This is a genomic window from Aliivibrio sifiae (assembly GCF_002954705.1).
Taxonomy (GTDB): domain Bacteria; phylum Pseudomonadota; class Gammaproteobacteria; order Enterobacterales; family Vibrionaceae; genus Aliivibrio; species Aliivibrio sifiae_A.
In genome coordinates, this window is sequence record NZ_MSCO01000001.1 from 2,210,444 (window position 1) to 2,233,537 (window position 23,094).

At 39.1% G+C, this 23,094-nt stretch carries 19 protein-coding genes; 7 read left to right on the forward strand and 12 right to left on the reverse strand.

All coding sequences use genetic code 11. From position 1 onward, the window contains the following. Positions 1–249 precede the first annotated feature (249 nt). The 8 genes from BTO22_RS09895 to phoB all read right to left on the reverse strand — a co-directional run bounded on the left by BTO22_RS09895 (position 250) and on the right by phoB (position 9,394). Positions 250–810: a VC2662 family protein gene (locus BTO22_RS09895; protein WP_105055326.1), complete on the reverse strand. Its 561-nt coding sequence runs from the start codon at positions 808–810 to the stop codon at positions 250–252. Between the two features lie 162 nt (positions 811–972). After that, positions 973–1,671: a phosphate signaling complex protein PhoU gene (phoU, locus tag BTO22_RS09900; protein ID WP_060991685.1), complete on the reverse strand. Its 699-nt coding sequence runs from the start codon at positions 1,669–1,671 to the stop codon at positions 973–975. 40 nt (positions 1,672–1,711) lie between these two features. Next, positions 1,712–2,530: a phosphate ABC transporter ATP-binding protein PstB gene (gene pstB, locus BTO22_RS09905; RefSeq protein ID WP_105055327.1), complete on the reverse strand. Its 819-nt coding sequence runs from the start codon at positions 2,528–2,530 to the stop codon at positions 1,712–1,714. A 4-nt stretch (positions 2,531–2,534) separates the two neighbouring features. Then, a complete protein-coding gene (pstA, locus tag BTO22_RS09910; RefSeq protein WP_060991687.1) occupies positions 2,535–4,058 on the reverse strand; it encodes a phosphate ABC transporter permease PstA in 1,524 nt (507 codons plus the stop codon). A 23-nt stretch (positions 4,059–4,081) separates the two neighbouring features. Then, positions 4,082–6,295: an ABC transporter permease subunit gene (locus BTO22_RS09915; RefSeq protein WP_060991688.1), complete on the reverse strand. Its 2,214-nt coding sequence runs from the start codon at positions 6,293–6,295 to the stop codon at positions 4,082–4,084. Between the two features lie 75 nt (positions 6,296–6,370). Then, positions 6,371–7,351 (reverse strand): PstS family phosphate ABC transporter substrate-binding protein, encoded by a 981-nt coding sequence (locus BTO22_RS09920; RefSeq protein ID WP_374954016.1) that lies wholly within the window; start codon positions 7,349–7,351, stop codon positions 6,371–6,373. Positions 7,352–7,367: 16 nt separating this feature from the next. Continuing rightward, positions 7,368–8,666, reverse strand: coding sequence for a phosphate regulon sensor histidine kinase PhoR (gene phoR, locus BTO22_RS09925; RefSeq protein ID WP_105055328.1), 1,299 nt, complete (start codon positions 8,664–8,666; stop codon positions 7,368–7,370). 35 nt (positions 8,667–8,701) lie between these two features. Continuing rightward, the gene (phoB, locus tag BTO22_RS09930; RefSeq protein WP_060991691.1) at positions 8,702–9,394 is read right to left on the reverse strand and encodes a phosphate regulon transcriptional regulator PhoB; all 693 of its coding nucleotides are present in this window, start codon (positions 9,392–9,394) and stop codon (positions 8,702–8,704) included. 215 nt (positions 9,395–9,609) lie between these two features. Here phoB and rdgC point away from each other — a divergent pair, with 215 nt between their 5' ends. The 3 genes from rdgC to BTO22_RS09945 all read left to right on the forward strand — a co-directional run bounded on the left by rdgC (position 9,610) and on the right by BTO22_RS09945 (position 12,409). After that, positions 9,610–10,521 carry a recombination-associated protein RdgC gene (gene rdgC, locus BTO22_RS09935; protein WP_172795133.1) on the forward strand — a complete coding sequence of 304 codons (912 nt, stop codon included), beginning with the start codon at positions 9,610–9,612 and terminating at the stop codon, positions 10,519–10,521. Positions 10,522–10,762: 241 nt separating this feature from the next. After that, positions 10,763–12,151 (forward strand): prephenate-dependent tRNA uridine(34) hydroxylase TrhP, encoded by a 1,389-nt coding sequence (trhP, locus tag BTO22_RS09940; protein ID WP_060991693.1) that lies wholly within the window; start codon positions 10,763–10,765, stop codon positions 12,149–12,151. 3 nt (positions 12,152–12,154) lie between these two features. Next, entirely contained in the window at positions 12,155–12,409 is a 255-nt protein-coding gene (locus BTO22_RS09945; RefSeq protein ID WP_060991694.1) for a YfhL family 4Fe-4S dicluster ferredoxin, read from the forward strand. A gap of 100 nt (positions 12,410–12,509) precedes the next feature. Here the strand turns inward: BTO22_RS09945 and BTO22_RS09950 are convergent, their stop codons facing one another. Continuing rightward, positions 12,510–13,604 carry a DUF3541 domain-containing protein gene (locus BTO22_RS09950; protein WP_105055329.1) on the reverse strand — a complete coding sequence of 365 codons (1,095 nt, stop codon included), beginning with the start codon at positions 13,602–13,604 and terminating at the stop codon, positions 12,510–12,512. 145 nt (positions 13,605–13,749) lie between these two features. Between BTO22_RS09950 and BTO22_RS09955 the strand changes: the two genes are divergently transcribed. The 4 genes from BTO22_RS09955 to BTO22_RS09970 all read left to right on the forward strand — a co-directional run bounded on the left by BTO22_RS09955 (position 13,750) and on the right by BTO22_RS09970 (position 18,337). Continuing rightward, a complete protein-coding gene (locus tag BTO22_RS09955) occupies positions 13,750–14,772 on the forward strand; it encodes a helix-turn-helix domain-containing protein (protein WP_105055330.1) in 1,023 nt (340 codons plus the stop codon). 202 nt (positions 14,773–14,974) lie between these two features. After that, a complete protein-coding gene (locus BTO22_RS09960) occupies positions 14,975–16,354 on the forward strand; it encodes an amidohydrolase family protein (protein ID WP_061013087.1) in 1,380 nt (459 codons plus the stop codon). A 59-nt stretch (positions 16,355–16,413) separates the two neighbouring features. After that, entirely contained in the window at positions 16,414–17,040 is a 627-nt protein-coding gene (locus BTO22_RS09965) for a DUF3299 domain-containing protein (RefSeq protein WP_105055331.1), read from the forward strand. A 67-nt stretch (positions 17,041–17,107) separates the two neighbouring features. After that, positions 17,108–18,337, forward strand: coding sequence for a carbohydrate porin (locus tag BTO22_RS09970; protein ID WP_105055589.1), 1,230 nt, complete (start codon positions 17,108–17,110; stop codon positions 18,335–18,337). A gap of 66 nt (positions 18,338–18,403) precedes the next feature. Here BTO22_RS09970 and dnaJ read toward each other — a convergent pair whose 3' ends face one another. The 3 genes from dnaJ to BTO22_RS09985 all read right to left on the reverse strand — a co-directional run bounded on the left by dnaJ (position 18,404) and on the right by BTO22_RS09985 (position 22,944). Next, entirely contained in the window at positions 18,404–19,549 is a 1,146-nt protein-coding gene (dnaJ, locus tag BTO22_RS09975) for a molecular chaperone DnaJ (RefSeq protein WP_105055332.1), read from the reverse strand. Between the two features lie 323 nt (positions 19,550–19,872). Further along, on the reverse strand, positions 19,873–21,777 hold the full coding sequence (dnaK, locus tag BTO22_RS09980) for a molecular chaperone DnaK (RefSeq protein WP_060991700.1): 1,905 nt from the start codon (positions 21,775–21,777) through the stop codon (positions 19,873–19,875). A gap of 219 nt (positions 21,778–21,996) precedes the next feature. Next, positions 21,997–22,944 (reverse strand): hypothetical protein, encoded by a 948-nt coding sequence (locus tag BTO22_RS09985; RefSeq protein ID WP_181044590.1) that lies wholly within the window; start codon positions 22,942–22,944, stop codon positions 21,997–21,999. Positions 22,945–23,094: the final 150 nt, after the last annotated feature.

The window sequence follows — 23,094 nt, forward strand, 5'->3', positions numbered from 1 at the left end:
ATTCTAGATAAGTAGTTGTTCAGATAATTGCGTAGGAAAAATCGATTATAGCAAGGCATAAATTACAGTAACTAGTGGATCTAATTACAAAATTTATAACACTGATATAATCGATTTTAACAAGCAAGAATGATCAAATACTTATGTAGATTGGCATAATACCAATTCAAATATGTAAATGACCAGATACAAAAATGGCGCTGTTTATTTAAACAGCGCCATTTTTATTTAATTAATTTTTAAATCAAATTACATCGCAAAGTTCACGATAGGGAAACAAGGTAGAAAACCATTTTCCGCACAGTTGATCAGACCAACTTGAACACCTTTAATTTCAGATGTCATATTAAAGAAACCCACTTGAACGTGTGAATCGTTTGAAAGGTTTGCAACGCCAACATCAACCATTGTGTAGCCTTCAGAATAGTTAACTGCAGATAGGTTCGCACCTTTAACATTATTAGTAATGTTAACAAAACCTAAGTTAGCACCTAGATCTTCACCTTTGTGCCAGTTAAATAGGCCGAAAGATGCACCTGTCATATTGCCATTAACTTTGTTAGCACCGATAAATAGAGGGAAGTTAACACCGGTTAGGTTATCACTTTCTGACATACCAAGTGCAAAATCGACACCTGTTATATCACCCGTTTTACCATGAAGAGCTGCTAAACGTACGCCAGTTACTTCACTTGCCGCTGGTGCGTTAAAACCATTCAGAGATGAAAACATCACAGGAGTGCTGTCTGCCATAGCGAACGATGAAACCATAGATAACGCCGCGCAAGTACCAACTAAAATTTTCTTCATAATATATTCCTTTATTACTATAATTTATGATTATTAAATGAATCTATTTTTGTATTATCAATCGCATAGTGAATGCAATAGCTCATAATATACTCATATTCATCAATAAATACAGCATAGTTCAAAAAGTTACTCTATGAGTATTATTTTTAAGTCAAATTGTTACTTGATCACATCATCAATGTTTTGATCACCAATATGACGTACGTCTTTACCTTTTACAAAGTAGATAATGTATTCACAAATATTCTGACAACGATCACCCACTCGCTCAATTGCACGAGCAGCCCACATCACTTTCATTACACTTGGAATTGAACTTGGGTCTTCCATCATATACGTCATAAGCTGGCGTACTACCGCTTCATATTCTGCATCGATTTTATCATCAAACTTATATGCCTCGGTTGCAGCTTTAACATCCATTCGGGCGTAAGCATCTAACACGGTATGCATCATTTTAACTGACTGGCGACCTAGTGACTCAAGAGAAACGAGTAAGGAGTGTTGTTTGTTGGTAAAGTTTTCTAATGAAACCTTAGCGATCTGAGATGCAACATCACCAATACGTTCTAGATCAGTAATTGTTTTAATGATTGCCATGACCAAACGTAAATCACTTGCGGTGGGTTGTCGCTTAGCAATAATGCGCGTGCATGCTTCATCAATTGCAACCTCCATCGCGTTAACTTTATGATCTTCATGCATAACACGTTTTGCTAATTCAGCATCATGATTATGCAATGCTTCTAATGCATAGGTAAGTTGCTGTTCCACCATTCCTCCCATGGTTAATACATGAGTTCTAATGGCTTCAAGCTCGGTGTTAAATTGGCCTGAAATATGTCGACCAAGTTGCATGATATATCCTTATTTTATTAGTTGGCCTGCCATAGGTGAATTACCCATAACGGCCTGTGATGTAATCTTCTGTTTGTTTATGCACTGGAGAAGTAAAAATTGTATTTGCATTACCATATTCAACCAATTTACCTTGGTTGATAAACGCAGTATGATCACTTACACGCGCGGCTTGTTGCATATTATGAGTCACAATAACTACGGTATATTTGCTTTTTAATTCATAGATAAGTTCTTCAATCGTCAGCGTCGATATTGGATCCAATGCAGAGGTTGGCTCATCTAATAATAAGACCTCAGGCTCAATTGCAATGGCTCTAGCAATAACAAGACGCTGTTGCTGACCACCTGATAATCCAAACGCATTTTCATGCAAACGGTGTTTTACTTCATCCCATAAAGCTGCAGCTTTCAAGGCTTCTTCTACTGCTTCATCTAATATTCTCGCTTCTTTAATCCCTTGTAAACGTAAACCGTAAACTACGTTCTCATATATTGATTTAGGAAACGGATTTGGCCGTTGAAACACCATTCCAACACGACGACGTAGTGAAGGGATATCAGTATTTGGCTGATAAATATCATCACCAAACAGTTTTATTGACCCTCTGATTTTGCAGTTATCGACCAAATCATTCATTCGGTTAATGCAACGTAGTAACGTAGATTTACCACAACCAGATGGACCAATAAAAGCGGTCACCTGCCCTTTAGGAATACGCATATCGATATTAGATAATGCTGACGTTTTATCATAATGCAAACTGAGATTGTTAATCTCTATCGCTGTATTTTCATCCGATAGCTCGTTGACGTCTATTGACGATAAAAAAGAGAGGTCTGGTGATAATGAATACATATAGCTACAACTCCAATGTTCGATATTTCTCTCGTAAATTATTACGAATAGCAATGGCAGTTAAGTTTAATCCAATAATAACGGTAACTAATAAAAATGCCGTAGCATAAACGATAGGACGAGCTGCTTCTACATTTGGACTTTGGAAACCTACATCATAAATATGATAACCAAGGTGCATGAATTTACGATCTAAGTGTAAATAAGGCGCTACATTATCTACGGGTAAAGAAGGTGCCAGTTTAACGACACCAACCAGCATTAAAGGAGCAACCTCACCCGCCGCCCTTGCAACCGCTAAAATTAATCCGGTCATAATGGCAGGACTTGCCATAGGCAAAACGATTTTCCACAAGGTCTCAAATTGCGTAGCCCCTAGAGCTAATGAGCCATGGCGAACAGAATTAGGTATACGACTTAATCCCTCTTCGGTTGCAACAATAACAACTGGAAGTGTTAAAATCGCGAGAGTTAACGCTGACCACAATAAACCAGGCGTTCCAAACGTTGGTGTTGGTAACTCATTTGAATAAAAAAGTTGATCAAGCGTTCCACCCACCACATACACAAAGAAGCCTAAACCAAACACTCCATATACAATAGATGGTACACCTGCGAGATTTATCACTGCAATTCGAACTAATCTTGTCAGCATATTTGGCTTTGCGTATTCATGTAGATAAATAGCGGCAATGACCCCTAATGGCATCACTATGACCGACATTAAAAGCACTAATAAAATAGTACCAAAAATAGCTGGAAAGACGCCGCCTTCTGAATTTGCTTCTCTTGGATTATCTGACACAAAGTCATACAACTCCCCAACCCAATGCATCGTTTTTTCTTTTAAAGACATCGCATTAGGAAACCAAATATCAACCACATTATCGCTACTTAATTTGTACTTTTCACCCTGACTATCTTGCAAAATCAAGTAACTATGACTGAGTTGATTAACAATCGTTTCAGCTTGTTCATTTAATTCTGTTTCGCGTTTTTTACTTTCATCGCTTAATAATCCTGAATTTGGTAAGGCATCAAGTAATCGATATAACTTACGTTGCTCTTGCTCTAGCAGATCTATTTTGGCTTTTTCACTACGCACCCATGCTTCAACTTGCAATCGAGTTAATTCAAGACCGCTCGAGGTTTCAATAATAGTACCGAAATATTTACCATTTTGAAGTCTATCTACCACAGCTAAATCAACAGGCTGACTTACCGATTTAATTTTGTCTTTATCAATATTAATAAAATCAAAACCATTAATATCTCGATTGCCGACTTTGATAACTAGTCGTTCTTTTTTCTCAGTATTAGTATCATGCAGTTTTTCTACATCATAAAGTTGCCCAACAATAACTTTACCATCAATCGTATGCCATTCTTGCAATGGGGTTGGCCAAAAATAGGAAAGCCCTTTCCAACCAATCAATAATAGAATGCCAAGAACAGCGATCATGCTGATACTTACAGAACCTGCCGTCAACCATATCCAAGGAGATCCTGATTTAATCCAATGTTTCATTATTCACCGTCATATCGACCAACCTATAAACTGCGGTACTTTTCACGTAGCCCTTGGCGTATCCATTCTGCCAATGAGTTAACGAAAAAGGTAAAAACAAATAATAAAAAAGCGGCTAAGAAAAGCATTCTAAAGTGTGTACTGCCCATTTCTGATTCTGGCATTTCAATCGCAATATTTGCAGCCAGAGTTCGCATCCCTTCTAAAATATTGCCATCCATAATTGGGGTGTTACCGGTTGCCATTAATACAATCATTGTTTCGCCTACGGCACGTCCTAATCCCATCATCACCGCAGAAAAAATACCAGGGCTTGCGGTCAACAAAACCACTTTAGTTAAGGTTTGCCACTGTGTCGCTCCCAACGCTAATGAACCTTCAGATAAATGTTTAGGTACTGAAAAAATCGCATCTTCAGCAATAGTATAAATAGTTGGAATAATGGCGGCTCCCATTGCTATCCCAACCACCAATGCATTGCGTTGATCGTAACCAAGCCCCCTATCACCAAGGTAGTGTCGTAAATCACCATCAAATAGCCAACTTTCAATCAAATAACCATATTGAAAAGTAAGATACCCTATCCCAATTAGTGCAGGAATAAGTAAAATGGCATGTTGACCTCTAGGTAATTTCCTCATGATATGAGCAGGTAATATGTGCCAAATAAACGCAATAATAATCATACTCAAAGGGAAAAACACAAATAAACTAAAGACAGCAACTAAATTATTTTCAACAATGGGAGCAAGCCAAATACCCGCTAATAAGCCAATAATCACGGTCGGTAATGCTTCCATTATTTCGATGGTCGGTTTGACGTAACGACGAACATTGGCAGACATAAAATACGCTGTATAAATTGCACTACCAATGGCTATCGGACCTGCAAAAATTAAAGCATAAAAGGCTGCTTTAAGTGTTCCAAATGCCAGTGGCATTAAACTGAATTTAGATTCAAAGTCATCGTTAGCAGCGGTTGATTGCCAAATGTAAGCTGGTTCTGGGTATCCTTCATACCATATTTGTCCAAAGACAGATTGCACACTGACTTCTGGATGAGGATTTGTTACTTCAAAGCATTCCCATCCTTTTGGAGTAAGAACAATAAGCTTTTCTGCATTCGGTGGTTGAGTAACGGCAAGTACATCATCATTAAATAGGTGCTGGCGATAGAGTGTTTTTTCTGTGGTTGTATGAATAAGTGATAGATTCCCTTTTTCATCAATAACACTTACTCCTTTTCGATATACTTCTGGTGATAACTGAGAGATTGGCGCTCCAAAATCAAAAGTACGGATCAGCGTTAATCTGCGTTTTTCATCATTTATCGTATCAAACCATTGGGACAATGTGCCATTTTCAAACTGAACCAAAACAGAGTGTGCACCTGATAATAATGTCAGTTTTTGTGCTGATTTTTTTAACGGAATACGTTCACGTAAATTAGCTTGGTGATCTTTTAGCGTCCACACTTGAAGTTCATGCTGATACAACAAATACAAAAAATCATTATTAGGTGTTATCACCATTGAAAGTAATACATCAATTTTATCTAAGCCAGCTTGTTCAAATGTGATTGGTACTGCTTTCCATACGGTTTCTCCCGTCATCTGGTTAACCACACTATCAAGCTCTACACCCAATAAACGCTCATCTTGTGTTTTAGCTAAAATAACCCCTTCAGTTGCAGTTAAGCTTAATGCCAATTGGGTTAATGCTTGCTGCTTTTCATCAACTTTAATCACAGGGAATGGCGCAAACTTTTCAACCAGAGGAATAAGCTGGCGATTACCTTTTGAATAATTTGTTTGAAACCCAATTTGGGCAAACTGAACCCGTCCTTTATCATCACCAAACGCAAACCAGTCTTGGCTTTCAATCGTTGAAGTAAAGGCCGTCGCATTTTTAATGATCTGCTGCTCGCTCACTAATTTTTTATTAATGAGATCAATAAACTCAACACGTCCAGTATCATCAATCCGATACGCCATTTTCCCTTGCTCATCGGATCCTATTGCTAACGTATTATCATGGTAAGAAACGTTATATTGAGAGAGAGGTTCAACACTCACGGATGTAAAAATAGGAGCAATAACCGCTAATAAATAAAAACAAATAAGCATAAGGGCTGCGATGATCCCTACGCCACTGGATTTCACCCACACACGCATAATCAGATCAACAACACGACGTTGTTTATCTCGAACTCTCTGATTAGGTTTGGCGTATGCCATGATGGGTTAACCTCTGTACTTAATTATTGATAATCGTTTTATATTTCATTATATGAGTGACACTATAATGACAGTTTAGTGTAAATCTAATTTGGATAATTCTTGTAAAACAAACCGCTCAGATAGTGCAATGTACCCGTCTTGCTCTACTCTTTTTTGTCCATTAGCAGAAAGCATATAACGAATAAACTCGGCTTCCAGAGGCTTAAGCTTTGCTGTTGGCGGCTTATTTATGTAGATATATAAGAAACGAGCTAAGGGATATTTACCACTCGTTATATTATCCGTTGTCGGCTCAATGTAATCAGTCCCTTCTTTACTGATAGACAATAATTTAACTCCCGACATTTGATAACCAACGCCAGAATAACCAATACCATTAACAGAAGCAGAAATACCTTGAACTACAGAGGCTGAGCCCGGTTGTTCATTAACATTGACCTTAAAATCTCCATCACACAATGCATTATTTTTAAAATAACCATAAGTACCAGAAACTGAATTACGACCAAACAGTTGAATTTGATGTGTAGCCCAACGAGCTTTGATTCCTAAGTCTTCCCAACGATTTATTGGTTTTAATGCACCACAGCGTAATGTGGCTGAAAATATGGCATCAAGTTGAATAAAATCTAACCCTTTAATTGGGTTATCCTGATGAACAAAAATTCCGAGGGCATCAATAGCGACTCGGATTTCAGTAGGTGGGTAACCAAATTGTCTTTCAAAAGCGGCTTTTTCACTTTGCCGCATTTTTCGACTCATGGGGCCAAACTGTGCTGTACTTTCAATTAATGCTGGAGGAGCTGTAGAAGAACCTGATGCTTGAATTTGAATATTAACTCGGGGATAGATCCGTTGAAAGTCTTCCGCCCAAAGTGTCATCATATTTGCGAGAGTATCAGAGCCGATGGAAGATAAATTGCCAGAGATACCAGATACACGCTCATAATGAGCTAACTTCCCATCGTAGGCCAAACCACTTTGAGCAATGCACAGCCAAAGAAATCCCACAGGAAAAAACACCCGAGACCATCTTTGTATTTTACTATGCATGTTATTCATTATGTCCTTATTTCAAAATCAATCTTTTAGGCAGAATAAATGAAAAAGTACTCCCTTTTCCTAATTTACTCTGTATTTCTAACTGTGAATCATGGTGACTAAGTGCATGTTTTACAATAGCAAGTCCTAATCCACTGCCACCAGTATCTCTTGAACGAGCCTTATCTACACGATAAAAGCGCTCCGTTAAACGAGGAATATGTTGTGGCTCTATTCCTTGACCTGAATCCGTCACTGCCAACATTGCTCCGGACTTCACTTTCTTCCATTCAACAGTAATGTCTGCACCCTCAGTCGTATGTTTAACAGCATTATAAACTAAATTCGAAATCGCACTGCGTAACTGATCTTCATCACCTTGTACTTTAAGGTTATGATCTACATTAAAAGTAATAGCATGATTTCTTTCACCACTTAACGCTACCGCTTCTTTTTCTAAAATATCTAACATAGATGGCACATCAACACGATCTTCTAGCATAGATGTCGCTGCCGCTTCTATCTTAGATAGCGTTAATAGCTGTTCAACTAAATTTTCCATTCGTGATAATTGCTCTGTCATTACGCCGTGAGCTCGATTCCACATTGGCCCAACAAGCATATCAGGATCTTCTGACATCTCTAAATAACCACGCAGTACCGTCATTGGTGTACGTAATTCATGCGACACATTAGCAAAAAAATTACGACGCATTCCTTCTAACTGCTTAATTTGAGTGACATCACGAACCACCATCAAATATTCACCATCACTGTATGTCACGATACGAATTTCAAGCGTTTTATCGGTGTTAATCGGCGACGGCATATCTAATGGAATATCAAAGTTCTGAGTCATTAAATATTGAACAAAATCAGGTGTGCGTATTAAATTCGTGATTGGGTGCCCTGAATCATCAGGCCAACGAAAACCAAGAAGTGATTGCGCTAAGCTGTTACACCAAACGATATTTCCTTCATGACGAAAAACTACCACGGCATCAGGCAGAGCCTCGGCACCTTGCCTAAAACGACGAATTAATGCGGATAACTCTTTGCGACGCTTTTTATGTCTTTTCTGTAAGCGATACGTTTCATCAAAAATCGGTTCCCAACTGCCTGAGGCTGAGGGAGGCGTTGCTTTACGCCCTTCATGTAGCCAGCGAGACATTTTAATCTGGTTATGCAAATGCCAGATTAATAAAATAAACGAGGCAAGAAACAACAATGGCCATATAGCATCAAACAAATACCCTACAATGATCCAAGGTATGTAGAAAAAAGCCAATTCACCGACTAACTTTTTCCAAGAAAGACGTTCAACCATGTATCTTACCTTTTTGTGCTTTTATTGATTATTAATTACGATGCTTGGACAGAGAAACGGTAACCCGCCCCACGAACCGTTTGAACTAGGCGGTCATGACCTTCAAGTTCTAATGCTTTACGAAGACGACGAATATGAACATCAACAGTGCGATCTTCTACATACACATTCGTGCCCCATACATTATTTAATAATTGTTCACGGCTATACACGCGTTCTTGATGCGTCATAAAAAAATGCAGCATTTTAAACTCAGTTGGCCCCATATCTAATGCTTTATTGTTCGCTGTTACGCGATGTGAAACCGGATCTAATTTTAAGCCTTGAACATCTATCAACTCTTCAACTGATGTTGGAGAAACTCGACGGATAACCGCTTTCAAGCGCGCCATTAATTCTTTTGGTGAGAATGGTTTTGTAATGTAATCATCTGCGCCTACTTCAAGGCCACGGACTTTATCTTCTTCTTCACCACGAGCGGTTAGCATTACAACTGGAATTTTTTTCGTGAACTCATCACGCTTAAGGTGCTTGATCAAATTGATGCCTGAGCCACCTGGCAACATCCAATCCAACAAAATTAAATCAGGGTAAGGTTCGCAGAGTAAACCAAGTGCAGTGTCATAATCTTCTGCTTCTATTGGTTCATATCCTTTCTGCTCTAATACAAAACATAGCATCTCACGGATTGGGGCTTCATCTTCTACGACAAGGATCCTTCTAGACATTCTTTTTTACCTAAATTAGCCAACAAAATTTATAACGCTATTATTAAAGGTAATTATGACACTTTTGTGACTATTGAAAAGAAAAGTTCATAAATTCATCATTCGATTTTCAACCTTATGGGTATTTCCCCAAAATCCCGAAAACTCTACAAGCATAATGAATCAAAATCTCCTATCATAAGCGCACTTACAAAAGACAGGAATTCAGCAGCATGATGTGGTTTAAAAATTGTTTAATTTATCGTTTTACTAAAGAAGTGGATCTCAATCCTGAGCAACTTGAAAAACAACTGAACGATTTCCGTTTCACACCTTGTGGTAGCCAAGATATGCAAAAGTTTGGCTGGGTAACTGCAATGGGCCGTCATGGTGATATGCTGACTCACGTAGCAAGCAAAAATATTCTTATCTGTGCTAAGAAAGAAGAAAAAATGTTGCCAGCGTCTGTGATTAAAGAGTCAATGAACGCAAAAATTGATGCGATGGAAATTGAACAGGGTCGCCCTCTTAAGAAAAAAGAGAAAGACTCTATCAAAGATGACATAGTGATTGATCTTCTTCCTCGCGCTTTCAGCAAACACCAACAAACTTACGCATTAATCTTGCCTGAATCAGGTTTTATTATTGTTGATGCTGGCAGCTACAAAAAAGCAGAAGACGTATTAGCGTTACTTCGTAAATCTATCGGCAGCTTACCTGTTGTTCCTCTTACCTCAACTCAACCAATTGAAAATGCATTAACTGAGTGGGTTAAAACTGGCACTTGTCCTCAAGGTTTTGAGATGGGTGAAGAAGCAGAACTAAAAGCTATTTTAGAAGATGGCGGCGTGATTCGTTGTAAGCAACAAGAATTAGTGTGTGATGAGATCCACGCTCATATTGATGCGAACAAAGTTGTGACTAAATTAGCCCTAACTTGGCAAGACCGTTTAGAGTTTATCCTTGCGGATGACCTATCTCTAAAACGCCTAAAATTCAGCGATGAAATTAAAGACCAAAACGAAGATATTGGTTTTGAAGATAAAGCAGCACGTTTTGATGCTGATTTTTCTCTAATGAGTTCAGAGCTTGATGCTCTACTACCTGATCTTTTCAAAGCACTTGGTGGCATTGAAGAGAAAGAGTAAGACGATACGCTTCGCTAACTATAACGCTTCGCGTCTAGAAACTATAAAAGCAATACGCTGTCTACTCTTATAGTTTCTAGTTAGCGTAGCGTATAGCTCCTAGACCAATGCCCCTATAAATTACAAGTTCAATCTTGCTAATCCCTAGCACTTCCCTCACTTTCCATGTAAAATCCGGCCTCCTTCATATCCATGTGATATGACCTGACCTGAGATCAGAATATAAAATTGGGAAGCAATGATGTTTAAACCAGAACTACTTTCGCCTGCGGGCAGCCTTAAAAATATGCGTTATGCGTTTGCCTACGGTGCAGATGCCGTTTATGCAGGCCAACCACGTTACAGCCTTCGTGTTCGTAACAACGAATTCAATCATGAAAACCTAGAAATCGGCATTAACGAAGCGCACGCGCAAGGTAAAAAACTGTATGTGGTATGTAATATCCAACCACATAACTCAAAGTTAAAAACCTTCATTCGTGACTTAGAGCCAATCGTTGCGATGGGACCTGATGCATTAATCATGTCAGATCCTGGTTTAATCATGATGGTTCGTGAAGCATTCCCTGAAGTAGTTATTCACCTGTCAGTTCAAGCTAACGCTGTTAACTGGGCTACAGTGAAATTCTGGTCTACTCAAGGTGTTGAGCGTGTGATCCTATCTCGTGAATTATCACTAGAAGAAATTGAAGAGATCCGTGAACACTGTCCTGATACAGAACTAGAAATTTTTGTACACGGTGCATTATGCATGGCGTACTCTGGTCGCTGCTTACTTTCTGGCTACATGAACAAGCGTGATCCGAACCAAGGTACATGTACTAATGCATGTCGTTGGGAATACAAAGCTGAAGAAGCTAAAGAAGACGAAAACGGTCAGATCGTTGAAGCGAATCCAACCGGTGTTGAGATCCAAGATGTGGAAGTTCAGGACGAGCGTCCAGACAACACACTAGGTTTAGGCAAACCAACTGATGAAGTAGTTCTTCTTTCTGAAGCACACCGCCCTGAAGAAAAAATGGCAGCATTTGAAGACGAGCATGGCACTTACATCATGAACTCTAAAGATCTTCGTGCTATCCAACACGTAGAGCGCCTAACTAAGATGGGTGTACACTCTCTTAAAATCGAAGGTCGTACTAAGTCTTTCTACTACTGTGCTCGTACTGCTCAAGTTTATCGTAAAGCGATTGATGATGCCGTTGCAGGTAAGCCATTCGATGAAAGCCTAATGGGTACGCTAGAAAGCCTAGCTCACCGTGGTTACACAGAAGGTTTCTTACGTCGTCATACACATGACACATACCAAAACTACGATTACGGTTACTCTATCTCAGATTCTCAACAATTTGTTGGTGAGTTTACAGGTAAACGCCGTGGTGATTTAGCGGAAGTTGATGTTAAAAATAAATTCCTAGTGGGTGATTCGGTTGAGATCATGACTCCACAAGGTAACTTAACACTAACGCTAGAAGTAATGGAAAACCGTAAGAGCGAAGCGGTAGATGCAGCAAAAGGCAACGGCCACTTTGTATTCATCCCAGTACCTGCAAACGTTGATTTAGAATACGGTCTTCTAATGCGTAACTTACACACGGGTGAAGATACTCGTAACCCACACGGCAAGTAAGTAATGGCGTTATTGATCAATAAGAAATGCATCAATTGTGATATGTGCGAGCCTGAGTGCCCAAACGAAGCAATCAGCATGGGTGACAATATCTACGAGATTAATCCAGACCTATGCACTGAATGTAAGGGGCATTACGATATCCCTACTTGCCAGTCTGTTTGTCCAATCAACAATTGTGTAGTTTCAGATCCAAACAACATAGAAACAGATGAAGAGTTACTAGAGAAATTCGTTAAGCTTCAAGGCCTAGCGTAAACTAAATACTCTTATCTGATTCAATAAAAATGCCCAGTGATATCATCACCGGGCATTTTTTATTTATAGTGCAAATGACTAACAATACAAAGACGTTAGTTTATTTTCCCACTAAACCATACGGCTTACTTATAAATGCTTTGGGTTCATTTTGAATCGTAGGCGCAGCGTGTGGTGTTTGCCAATCAAGTAGCATAATCGCTAATACATTACGGTGCTCACCATCAGTTAAATCAGTACTATTTGATGTAGATGGCACCATATTCTTCTCACGGTTAATCGCATCTTGAATATGTTTTTGCGTTTTATAAACTACAGGATCATTTTCTAACCCTGCCAGTAAGAAGGTAATTCCGACTTCTGAAATAATATCTTCTTTTGCTCTTTCTAAAATAGTATCAATATTATTACGCAGGTAATCGTATATCCATTGGTGATCAGACTCTTTTAATGGGTATTGATAATATTGAGAATCAGCCAATAAAATATGCGTTAATCCGTAGATCTTATTACCATATTGCTGCTTAGAAAGCGCTGCATCTTTCTCATCTGGGTAGGCTAATTTAAATGCTTCTACAAAATCTTCAACCACATCTTGTTCACCTAATTGACGTAACCAATAAACTTGGTTCGCTAGTTGGGCTGCCCATGCTTTAATCATCGCCTCATCAGTCGCGTATTTTTTAAAATCATAACGACGGATAATTTCTCGCAGCTGTTTGTCATTACGATGCTTTAAACCGTATTCATTAGCACGAGCCATTGAGCCAAGCAAATCAACACCAAGATAGAAGTATTCCGGCATAGTTTTGGTGGCTTGATAACGTAAAATACTACGGATATCTGTATCATCCACGTAGGTGCTTAGCCGTTTATTGGAATACGCTTCAATCTGTTTTGGTGTATGTACTTCAGAAGAAAATTGATTAAGTCGACTTGCCACTCGTGCCATATCAGACCAAACGGCCGCTGAATATTTAGAATCCATCGTTTGGCGATACATACGTAAACCATAATGACCCGCTTTAAATGCAGATAAGGTATAGAGTTGAGTTTCATAGGTATGTCGGATAGAAGCGGCATCTTGCTCAAAACTTGGAACCGTTTTTCCACCTTCTATAATTTCAGCTTGAACAAATGGCACAATAAAAATGACTACCATTAATAGTAACGCTTTCAATCTACACACAAACATATTAGCTCCATCAATTATTTACCGTGTCCTATAGCTTTGCAGGTTCTATAAATATATTTCGTTACATAATAATAACTTCAATTTAATGAACAGTCATGAGAAAGTCAGATGGGCGTAATTTATTGACTAAAATGGGCGGTTTTAAATGGATAAAAAGAGTAGAAAAACAAATACACAAATTCCTGTCGTTCATAATGATGACGTTATGTTTTTCTTAAACCTATGCAAAGATCTAGACGACAACTTCTATAGATTATTAAGAAAAGCATTAATCCCTAATGATATAAAAAATAACAAAACACACTACGTCTACTTACCTGAAACAACCATTAAAAATCTTATTCTTCTATTAGGTGAAAATATGCCAATAGATCAATTTACCGTACTAATTTCTCAGCAATGTCGAGCCTATTACATCCCGCAATTTATCAAGCAGCTAAATCAACCTGATTCATTCCAGTCTGCCATAAAAGAGCTATCTCAAAACTTAAAACTACGATCAAGCCATAGTCAACTTTATACCCAATATGCAGGAGAAAAATGGTGGTTAGTAAGAGAAAAAGAAGGCATTAATGAAGAGTGGTTTGAATACGCTGAAATATTCTCTGTTATTTTTATGTATGAGCTACTAACTCTACTAACAAATGGGAAATGGTCTCCATCAGAAATAGGTATACAAAGTAAAAATGCCGAGAAATTTATCTTCATTCCAGGCTTAGAAAACGCGATTTTTTTTACAGAAAGACCTATAACTGCATTTTATATCCCAGATGACATTATCAATATGCCTATGTCTCTAACAAAAAACTTAACTCCTCCTCTTGTCTCTACTTCTCCTCAAGCTTCTCATGATTTTTTAGATTCTTTTAAATTAGCAATAACACCTTACCTATCTACAGGTAAGTTACCGATAAAAATCGCGTCCGATATTTTAGGTATGAATGTTCGAACATTACAGCGCCGACTAAAAAATGAAGGCGTCATATACAGCGAGGTTATTGAAGAGATAATCTTAGAAAAAACCATTTATCTATTAAAATCACCACACCTTTCTATTATGCAAATAGCTTCTATGATGGGCTATTCAGACTCAGCGCATTTTACACGCGCCTTCAAGCGAACCATGAATATAACGCCAAGTAAGTTTCGCACGACCTTAAATGAATAATTAATCAATGATAAGCATGTCGCCAAATGGCCATTTTAATTATTTGTAAAAATCTACAATACAATCCTACACTGTTAAATGTTGGTTAAATTTATCTATTTAATTAATGAGTCTGTGAGATTAACTACAACCTCAATACTGACATTTAATAGGGAACATTAAGCTTCATTATCTTATGAAGAACTAATTAAGGGTGTGATATATGAAACACGTAGGTTTAAAACTATCTGCAATAGCAATATCTTGTTCAATAGCCTTATCTGCGCAAGCTTCGTCAACACTATTTGCTAATGTTGACGTCTTTAATGGAACGGAAAATAAACTCTATCAAGATCATCACGTTTTAATTGTCGACAATAAAATAGCAAAAGTATCAGCTAAGAATATCGATGCTGCTGATGCCGTAGTTATTGATGGTCAAGGATTAACATTAATGCCTGGGCTTATTGAAGGTCATGGTCACCTTCAAATGAATGGTTCTTCACTACCCGATATTGAAAATAATCGTAATTGGGAAGAATTAGCGGCTCGTTCAGCGGCTCGAGCTGAATCGGCACTCATGTCTGGCTTTACTACATGGCGAGATATGGGAGGAATGGGGGCTGGCCTAAAAAAAACCATTGATAATGGAGAATTAAGAGGTCCAAGGATCTACCCTTCAGGTGCTTTTATTGGGCCTACAGGTTCGCACGCCGACTTCAGAAACTTCACAACCCCAAATGAAACCTTTAACGGACCTCAATCTGCAGGTGCGCGACTTGGTATGTCTTGTACTGCCGATGATGAAGGTGCAATTAAAGCCTGTGCTCGTCAAAACTACATGCAAGGTGCGACACAACTTAAATTAATGTCCAGTGGCGGTGTTGCTTCATCATTTGATCCATGGCAACTCAATGCTTACTCATTAGAAGAGATAAAAGCGGCTGTTGAAGTGGCTGATGCTTATGGCTCTTATGTTGCTTCTCACGCTTACAGCAAAGTATCTTTACTTCGTAATTTAGAAGCCGGAACAAAAACACTAGAACATGCCTTCATGTTTGATGCTGAAGTAAACAAACAGATGAAGCAACACGATGCGTATATGACGACCAACATGACTGCATTTTCACCTTACTTAGGCCAAATTGAAGCGATTAACTCAAACCCGGCGTCTGCTCGTAAAGCAAAAACAGCTCAAGCTGCATTTAAAAATTACATTCCAAACGTTAAAAAACTAAAACCAAAGCTAGGATTCCATGTTGACTGTGTCGGTGGGGTTGCCGCTTGTGAACAACAAGCAGATCACTCTATTTATTTAAGTGGTGAGTTCTTTGGTAATTTCTATACCTTGATTTCAATGACATCAGTCAATGGTGAAATTGTAAAGCTATCTGGGGAAACTCTTGATCCATATATAGATGGTAAATTAGGGGTAATCGAAGAAGGTGCTTACGCTGACTTACTTTTAGTTAAAGGAAATCCTCTTGAAGATCTTAGTGTTATTGGTGCAAACAAAAAATGGTTTGATGCCCCAAAACGAAATGGTATTGAGGCGATGAAGTTAATAATGAAAGACGGAAAAATCTATAAAAACACACTATAACCATTCACCCTTGCCTATGTATCAGAGGCTGGATAGCCAGCCTCTTTTAAGGGATACCTATGAAAAAAATTTTACTGTTATTATCATTGATGTCTTTCTATCTTCATGCAGAAACGCAGCAATTAGCTTGGGAACAACTCAAGCCTGAAGTAAAAACAGAAACCGTGACATTACCTTCGGTAAACGATTCACAAAAAAAATTATTGGCTCAAGTACTGCAACTTCAATATCACAATGATGAATCGTCTCAGGACGAGCAAAAAGAAATTATTGCTACATTAAAATCTCAAGGCATTGATGCTAAAAAAGCATTGGATGCAAGAGAACGCTTTATGGCTTCCGAACAATTAAAAGCAGAAACACTGAACCATAAGATCGATGGAAAAACAGTGCGTATGCCTGGATTTATTGTTCCTATCGAATTCGATGGCTTAAAAGGTACTGATTTCTTACTCGTTCCTTATGCAGGAGCTTGTATACACTTACCTCCTCCTCCGGCTAACCAAATTGTACGCATCTCATACCCTCAAGGGTTTGAAGTAGAGAATATTCAATATCCTGTATGGGTTGAAGGGAAAATAAAAGCCGAAAAACAAACAGAAGATGTTTATCTCGTTGATGGAAAAACGAGGCTCACGATGGGCTATAAAATGGAAGGCGATCTTATTGAGCGCTATTACGAATAATTATGCCATCCAGAAAAAGATAGTCATATGAAGTCCTATTAACGTTTAGAGAATGATAACAATGTCTATGAAAATATATGCACCCTATAGTTTGTGTCTGCTAAGTGTAATCAGTGCATCTTCCGTTTTTGCAGAAACTAATTTCGGAAGTCCAGATACTGTTGATAACACCATCAAAGAAAATCAGCGCCAAAAACAATCATGGCGAGATGATTTAGCCAAACAGAAAAACCTAACTTTTGGTTTGGACTATCAAGTTCTAGCTTTACATGCGAATAATCCACAATCAGGAGGTGATAACAATGCCTCCTCTGGTGTCGCTCGTTTTTATGGTTCTTGGGATCTTATTGGTATCGACTCTAATAACACTGGCGGGTTCGTTTGGAAAATAGAACACCGACATGCATACAGTGATTTATCTCCAAAAGAGTTTTCATTCATCGGCAATGGGGTAGGTTATGCGGGCATGATTGGGCCTGCATACAGCGACCAAGGTACTCGACTCACTAACCTGTATTGGAAACAAAAACTTAATGATGGGAAAACGTCATTCATGGTCGGTTTCTTAGATACAACTGATTATGTTGATGTTTATGCACTAGCTAGCCCATGGACTGGTTTTAGTAACCTCGCTTTTAGCACGGGAGGCGGTGCCATTGGTTTACCTGATGACGGGATATTAGGCATTGCTGCCGGACACATGCTAAATGAAAACCTTTATGTTGTAGCAGGCCTTGCTGATGGCAAAGGGGATTCAAGTGAACCAATGGAAGGCTTTGATACCTTATTTAATGATCATAGGCTGTTTAGCTCATTTGAACTTGGTTGGACGTCATCTCAAGAGCAAATTTATACCGATAATATACACGTTACTTTTTGGAATCTGGATGGAGACACTCGACACAGTAACTCTGCGAAACAAGAAGGTGGACAAGGGGTAAACTTCTCCGCAAGTTATTTTGCAACACCAATGATAATGCCTTTCTTACGAGGAGGAATATCTGACGGAGATGTTGCTTTATATGAGAAATCCCTGACTGCTGGTGTAGGTTATTTTGGCTTACTTAGTGACAAAAACACGTTAGGGTTTGCAGTAAATTGGAGCGAGGTAAATGAAGACTTATCAGATGCATTTCGTGTTAATCAATCAGACCAAATTACATCAGAAATTTATTATCATATTGCGGTAAATGAGTTTTTCCAGATAACGCCTGATCTTCAATACATTAAAGATCCTGCTTTTTCAGATGAAAGTAGCACATGGATTGTCGGCTTAAGAGCCAGAATAGTGATTTAATTTCTTCATAAAAAAGATAAAAAAATAGCCATCACATGTGATGGCTATTTTTATTTAATAATTAACTTATTTAGTTAAATCATCAAAGAAGTTCTTAACGCCTGATAAGAAACCTTCTGATTTAGGGTTATGCTTCATCGCATCTTTGCCATCAAAAGATTCTTGGAATTCTTGTAGCAATTCTTTTTGACGCTTAGTCAGTTTAACTGGAGTTTCAACAATCAGTTTAACGATTAAGTCACCAGCACTGTGCGTACGAACGCCTTTAACACCCTTACCACGCATACGGAACATACGGCCCGTTTGAGTTTCTAGAGGTACTTTCAAGCTTACGCGACCATCAAGAGTAGGAACTTCAACTTCACCACCTAAAGCAGCCATCGTAAAGCTTACTGGTACTTCACAGTATAAGTTGTTACCGTCACGCTCAAAGATGTTGTGTTCTTTTACGTGAACTTGTACATATAGATCGCCTGCTGGAGCGCCGTGCTCTCCCGCTTCACCTTCGCCAGATAGACGAATACGGTCACCAGTATCAACACCAGATGGGATCTTAACATTAAGTGTTTTTGTCTTTTGAACTCGACCTTCACCATGACAAGAGTTACATGGGTCTTTAATGATCTTACCTTTACCGTGACATGTAGGACAAGCCTGTTGTACAGCAAAGAAACCTTGACGCATTTGAACTTGGCCGTGACCATGACAAGTGCTACAAGTTGATGAAGATGTACCTTTCTTAGCACCAGTTCCTTCACATGGGTCACAAGACACTAATGTTGGTACTTCAATCTCTTTATCACAACCACGAACCGCTTCTTCTAGCGTAAGTTCCATGTTGTAACGTAAATCTGAACCGCGTTGTGCACGTTGCTGACCACCGCCACGACGGCCGCCACCAAAAATATCACCGAACACATCACCAAAGATATCGCCGAAGTCACCTTGACCGCCGCCAAAGCCGCCGCCACCGCCCATACCACCTTGTTCAAAGGCTGCATGACCGTATTGATCATAAGCTGAACGCTTTTGAGCATCCGTTAAGATTTCATACGCCACTTTTACTTCTTTAAACTTTTCTGGCGCTGTTTCATCGCCCTGATTACGGTCAGGGTGGAACTTCATCGCTAGACGTTTATAGGCTTTCTTAATATCACGCTCTGAAGCATCGCGGCTTACACCTAATACTTCATATAAATCACGTTTAGACATGCTTTGGTCACCAATTCTTTGATACCGCGGGTTACAACACCATCGGTATGAGTTCAATCTAGATAATCAGGTTCAAGGTTCGAGAATGATTATCTAGATTGACCTATTAATTACGAATTTGCGGGCGGTAGAGAAAACTCCAACGCCCGCAATATATTTTTTCATTCGAAGCATTCAAGATATAAGGCTTTTGCTCTTCTCTTAAATGACTAAGGCAATGATTTCTTTAAGCTAGAAGTGTTAAGTCCAAGAAGGAAGCGCGGAGTTTGCGAACGCAAATGAGCACTTTCGACGCAGGAATTACCCCTTCTAGCGACAAGAAATTACTTGTCTTTTACTTCTTCGAACTCAGCGTCTACTACATCATCTTCTTGCTTAGGTTGCTCACCCGCTTCAGCACCTTGTTGTGCTTGAGCTTTCTGTTGAGCGATTTCCATTAGCTTTTGTGCTGCTTGCATTAGCTCTTGAGTTTTCGCATCGATTGCTTCTTTATCATCGCCTGACTTAACGTCTTCTAGTGCTTTGATTGCTGCTTCGATTTTTTCTTTCTCGTCAGCTGGAAGTGCATCGCCTGCTTCTTCGATTTGTTTCTTCGTACCGTGGATCATTTGATCCGCTTGGTTACGTGCTGTTACTAGCTCTTCGAACTTTTTGTCCGCGTCTTTGTTAGCTTCAGCTTCTTGTACCATTGCTTCGATTTCTTCGTCTGTTAGACCACCAGAAGCTTGGATTGTGATCTTCTGCTCTTTACCAGTCGATTTGTCTTTAGCAGATACATTTAGGATACCATCAGCATCTAGATCGAATGTTACTTCGATTTGTGGCATGCCACGTGGTGCTGCTTGGATACCTTCTAGGTTAAATTGACCTAGAGATTTGTTGTATGTTGCTTGCTTACGCTCACCTTGAAGTACGTGGATTGTTACCGCACTTTGGTTATCTTCAGCAGTTGAGAACGTTTGGTCCGCTTTAGTTGGGATCGTTGTGTTCTTCTCGATTAGCTTAGTCATTACACCGCCCATCGTTTCGATACCGAAAGACAGAGGAGTAACATCTAGAAGAAGTACATCTTTAACGTCACCAGCTAGTACGCCACCTTGAACTGCAGCACCCATTGCTACTGCTTCATCAGGGTTTACGTCACGGCGAGCTTCTTTGCCGAAGAAATCAGCAACTTTAGCTTGAACCATAGGCATACGTGTTTGACCACCGACTAGGATTACGTCAGTGATTTCGCTTACTGATAAATCAGCATCAGCTAGAGCAACTTTTAGTGGTTCAAGAGTACGAACTACTAGGTCTTCAACTAGAGATTCTAGTTTTGCACGCGTTACTTTAACGTTCATGTGCTTAGGACCAGTCGCATCAGCAGTAACGTAAGGAAGGTTTACGTCAGTTTGTTGAGCTGAAGATAATTCAATCTTCGCTTTTTCTGCTGCTTCTTTAACACGTTGCATTGCTAGAGGATCAGTTTTAAGGTCGATGCCTTGCTCTTTCTTAAACTCATCTACTAGGAAGTTGATCATACGGTTATCAAAATCTTCACCACCTAGGTGAGTATCGCCGTTTGTTGCCAGAACTTCGAAAGTTTGCTCGCCATCAACGTTGTCGATTTCAATGATAGAGATATCGAACGTACCACCACCAAGATCGTATACAGCGATAGTGCGATCGCCGCCTTTTTTGTCTAGACCGTAAGCTAGTGCTGCTGCTGTTGGTTCATTGATGATACGTTTAACATCAAGACCAGCAATACGACCAGCATCTTTAGTTGCTTGACGTTGAGCATCGTTAAAGTAAGCAGGAACAGTAACTACTGCGCCAGTAACTTCTTCGCCTAGGAAATCTTCAGCTGTTTTCTTCATTTTCTTAAGAATTTCAGCAGAAACTTGAGGAGCAGCCATTTTTTGGCCTTGCGCTTCAACCCAAGCATCACCGTTGTCAGCTTTAACGATTTTGTAAGGCATGATTTCGATATCACGTTGAACTTCTTCGTCTTCGAAACGACGACCGATCAGACGCTTAATCGCAAATAATGTGTTTTGTGGGTTAGTAATCGCTTGACGTTTAGCTGGCTGACCTACAAGAGTTTCGCCATCTGTGTATGCAATTACCGATGCCGTTGTACGTTCACCCTCTGCATTCTCTAAAATACGTGGCGTGTCGCCATCTAAAACAGCAACACAAGAGTTAGTTGTACCTAAGTCAATACCAATGATCTTACCCATCAGGTTCTCTCCAATTTATCTATTTAAACTTATCCAAAACAACTTGAATAAGGGTTGGGACTGAATCCCATAATTCATTCTATGACTAATTAATAAGGGCGCTAAATCACAATTCAAGGGAAACAATAAAAAAAATTCAATTTTATTTTCATCTGCACAAAAAAAAGCCTAACAATCATGTCAGGCTTGTCGTTCGGAATACTCTTTGACCACATCGACTTAGTTAGAATCTTGACAATTCATCACATCAAAATCAATTGGCGGCGGGTTTTGCTGCCACTCTTCTTTAGTTAAATAGGTTTTACCACCAGCTTTAACATATGGACTATTGTCATCAACAATCAATAACCCCTCATCAGCGACAGTTCCCATGTAATACCACGTCGGTGTAGTTGTTAAATATTGAAAACGACTACCACCAGCTCCCGGTAAATAATTGGCATTAGATAAGTCACCATGAGAAACCGACGTATTCACCGTTGGGTAATAATCTGCACCGGTACTAATTAATATTTTGGCCTGACTAACATCTTGCTTGCCTTGTGGCTTATCTGGAACCAACCACGCTTTCATTCGAACAAAAGCTGCCAAAACATTTTCACCATCAATGGCAACCTTACTGGTTCCGCCATGCAATGGATAATGATCTGGATGTAAGGCATATTCTTTTAACCCATCATTCGAACGACGATACGGCACATCTTCAATGTATTTAATAATGTTATGAGAATAATAAGCAGCCCAAGATACTGACGCTCTATTTTCCGTCGCATTAACCCATTCAGCAGTCAGTGGGTTCATTGTTCCATCAGTCGATTGAAGCAACCACATATCGGCGTCACCAATAACGACTCGAACATTTTTTGCTGTATTTTTTTGAGCTTCAAAGACAGTAAACCATTGAGTCATTCCACCCCAAGGATCTGAAGTGGTTATGCTTTTATCTATAATTTCATTAGCCCAATATGACGGTGCCGCATCTCCACGCGGTATGCCTTGTACAATCGTCGCACCATGAGCCCAAGCAGATGTCTCTGGGGCATTATATAACTTGGCATCATTTGCTAAAGCCATTGAGCTGTATGTATCAGAAGCGACTACATGCGCAGCAAAACTCAACGGTGTATATAAGCAAAGAACACTACATAGCAGTGATGATATTTTCATATTAATTTCCATTAACCCAACTAAATTTCTTCATCCATGATGAGTAAAATATAATAGAAAACAATGCTAACGTCATAGCAATATGCAACTTATAGATAAACCTTTGAAGTCCATTCCTTATTTATAAGAGTGATTCTAAAAATAAAAACA

Excerpts from the sequence above, each read along its gene's own strand:
- BTO22_RS09895 (WP_105055326.1), bottom strand. The coding sequence starts at position 810 with ATGAAGAAAATTTTAGTTGGTACTTGCGCGGCGTTATCTATGGTTTCA.
- phoU (WP_060991685.1), bottom strand. The coding sequence starts at position 1,671 with ATGCAACTTGGTCGACATATTTCAGGCCAATTTAACACCGAGCTTGAA.
- pstB (WP_105055327.1), bottom strand. The coding sequence starts at position 2,530 with ATGTATTCATTATCACCAGACCTCTCTTTTTTATCGTCAATAGACGTC.
- pstA (WP_060991687.1), bottom strand. The coding sequence starts at position 4,058 with ATGAAACATTGGATTAAATCAGGATCTCCTTGGATATGGTTGACGGCA.
- BTO22_RS09915 (WP_060991688.1), bottom strand. The coding sequence starts at position 6,295 with ATGGCATACGCCAAACCTAATCAGAGAGTTCGAGATAAACAACGTCGT.
- BTO22_RS09920 (WP_374954016.1), bottom strand. The coding sequence starts at position 7,351 with ATGCATAGTAAAATACAAAGATGGTCTCGGGTGTTTTTTCCTGTGGGA.
- phoR (WP_105055328.1), bottom strand. The coding sequence starts at position 8,666 with ATGGTTGAACGTCTTTCTTGGAAAAAGTTAGTCGGTGAATTGGCTTTT.
- phoB (WP_060991691.1), bottom strand. The coding sequence starts at position 9,394 with ATGTCTAGAAGGATCCTTGTCGTAGAAGATGAAGCCCCAATCCGTGAG.
- rdgC (WP_172795133.1), top strand. The coding sequence starts at position 9,610 with ATGTGGTTTAAAAATTGTTTAATTTATCGTTTTACTAAAGAAGTGGAT.
- trhP (WP_060991693.1), top strand. The coding sequence starts at position 10,763 with ATGTTTAAACCAGAACTACTTTCGCCTGCGGGCAGCCTTAAAAATATG.
- BTO22_RS09945 (WP_060991694.1), top strand. The coding sequence starts at position 12,155 with ATGGCGTTATTGATCAATAAGAAATGCATCAATTGTGATATGTGCGAG.
- BTO22_RS09950 (WP_105055329.1), bottom strand. The coding sequence starts at position 13,604 with ATGTTTGTGTGTAGATTGAAAGCGTTACTATTAATGGTAGTCATTTTT.
- BTO22_RS09955 (WP_105055330.1), top strand. The coding sequence starts at position 13,750 with ATGGATAAAAAGAGTAGAAAAACAAATACACAAATTCCTGTCGTTCAT.
- BTO22_RS09960 (WP_061013087.1), top strand. The coding sequence starts at position 14,975 with ATGAAACACGTAGGTTTAAAACTATCTGCAATAGCAATATCTTGTTCA.
- BTO22_RS09965 (WP_105055331.1), top strand. The coding sequence starts at position 16,414 with ATGAAAAAAATTTTACTGTTATTATCATTGATGTCTTTCTATCTTCAT.
- BTO22_RS09970 (WP_105055589.1), top strand. The coding sequence starts at position 17,108 with ATGAAAATATATGCACCCTATAGTTTGTGTCTGCTAAGTGTAATCAGT.
- dnaJ (WP_105055332.1), bottom strand. The coding sequence starts at position 19,549 with ATGTCTAAACGTGATTTATATGAAGTATTAGGTGTAAGCCGCGATGCT.
- dnaK (WP_060991700.1), bottom strand. The coding sequence starts at position 21,777 with ATGGGTAAGATCATTGGTATTGACTTAGGTACAACTAACTCTTGTGTT.
- BTO22_RS09985 (WP_181044590.1), bottom strand. The coding sequence starts at position 22,944 with ATGAAAATATCATCACTGCTATGTAGTGTTCTTTGCTTATATACACCG.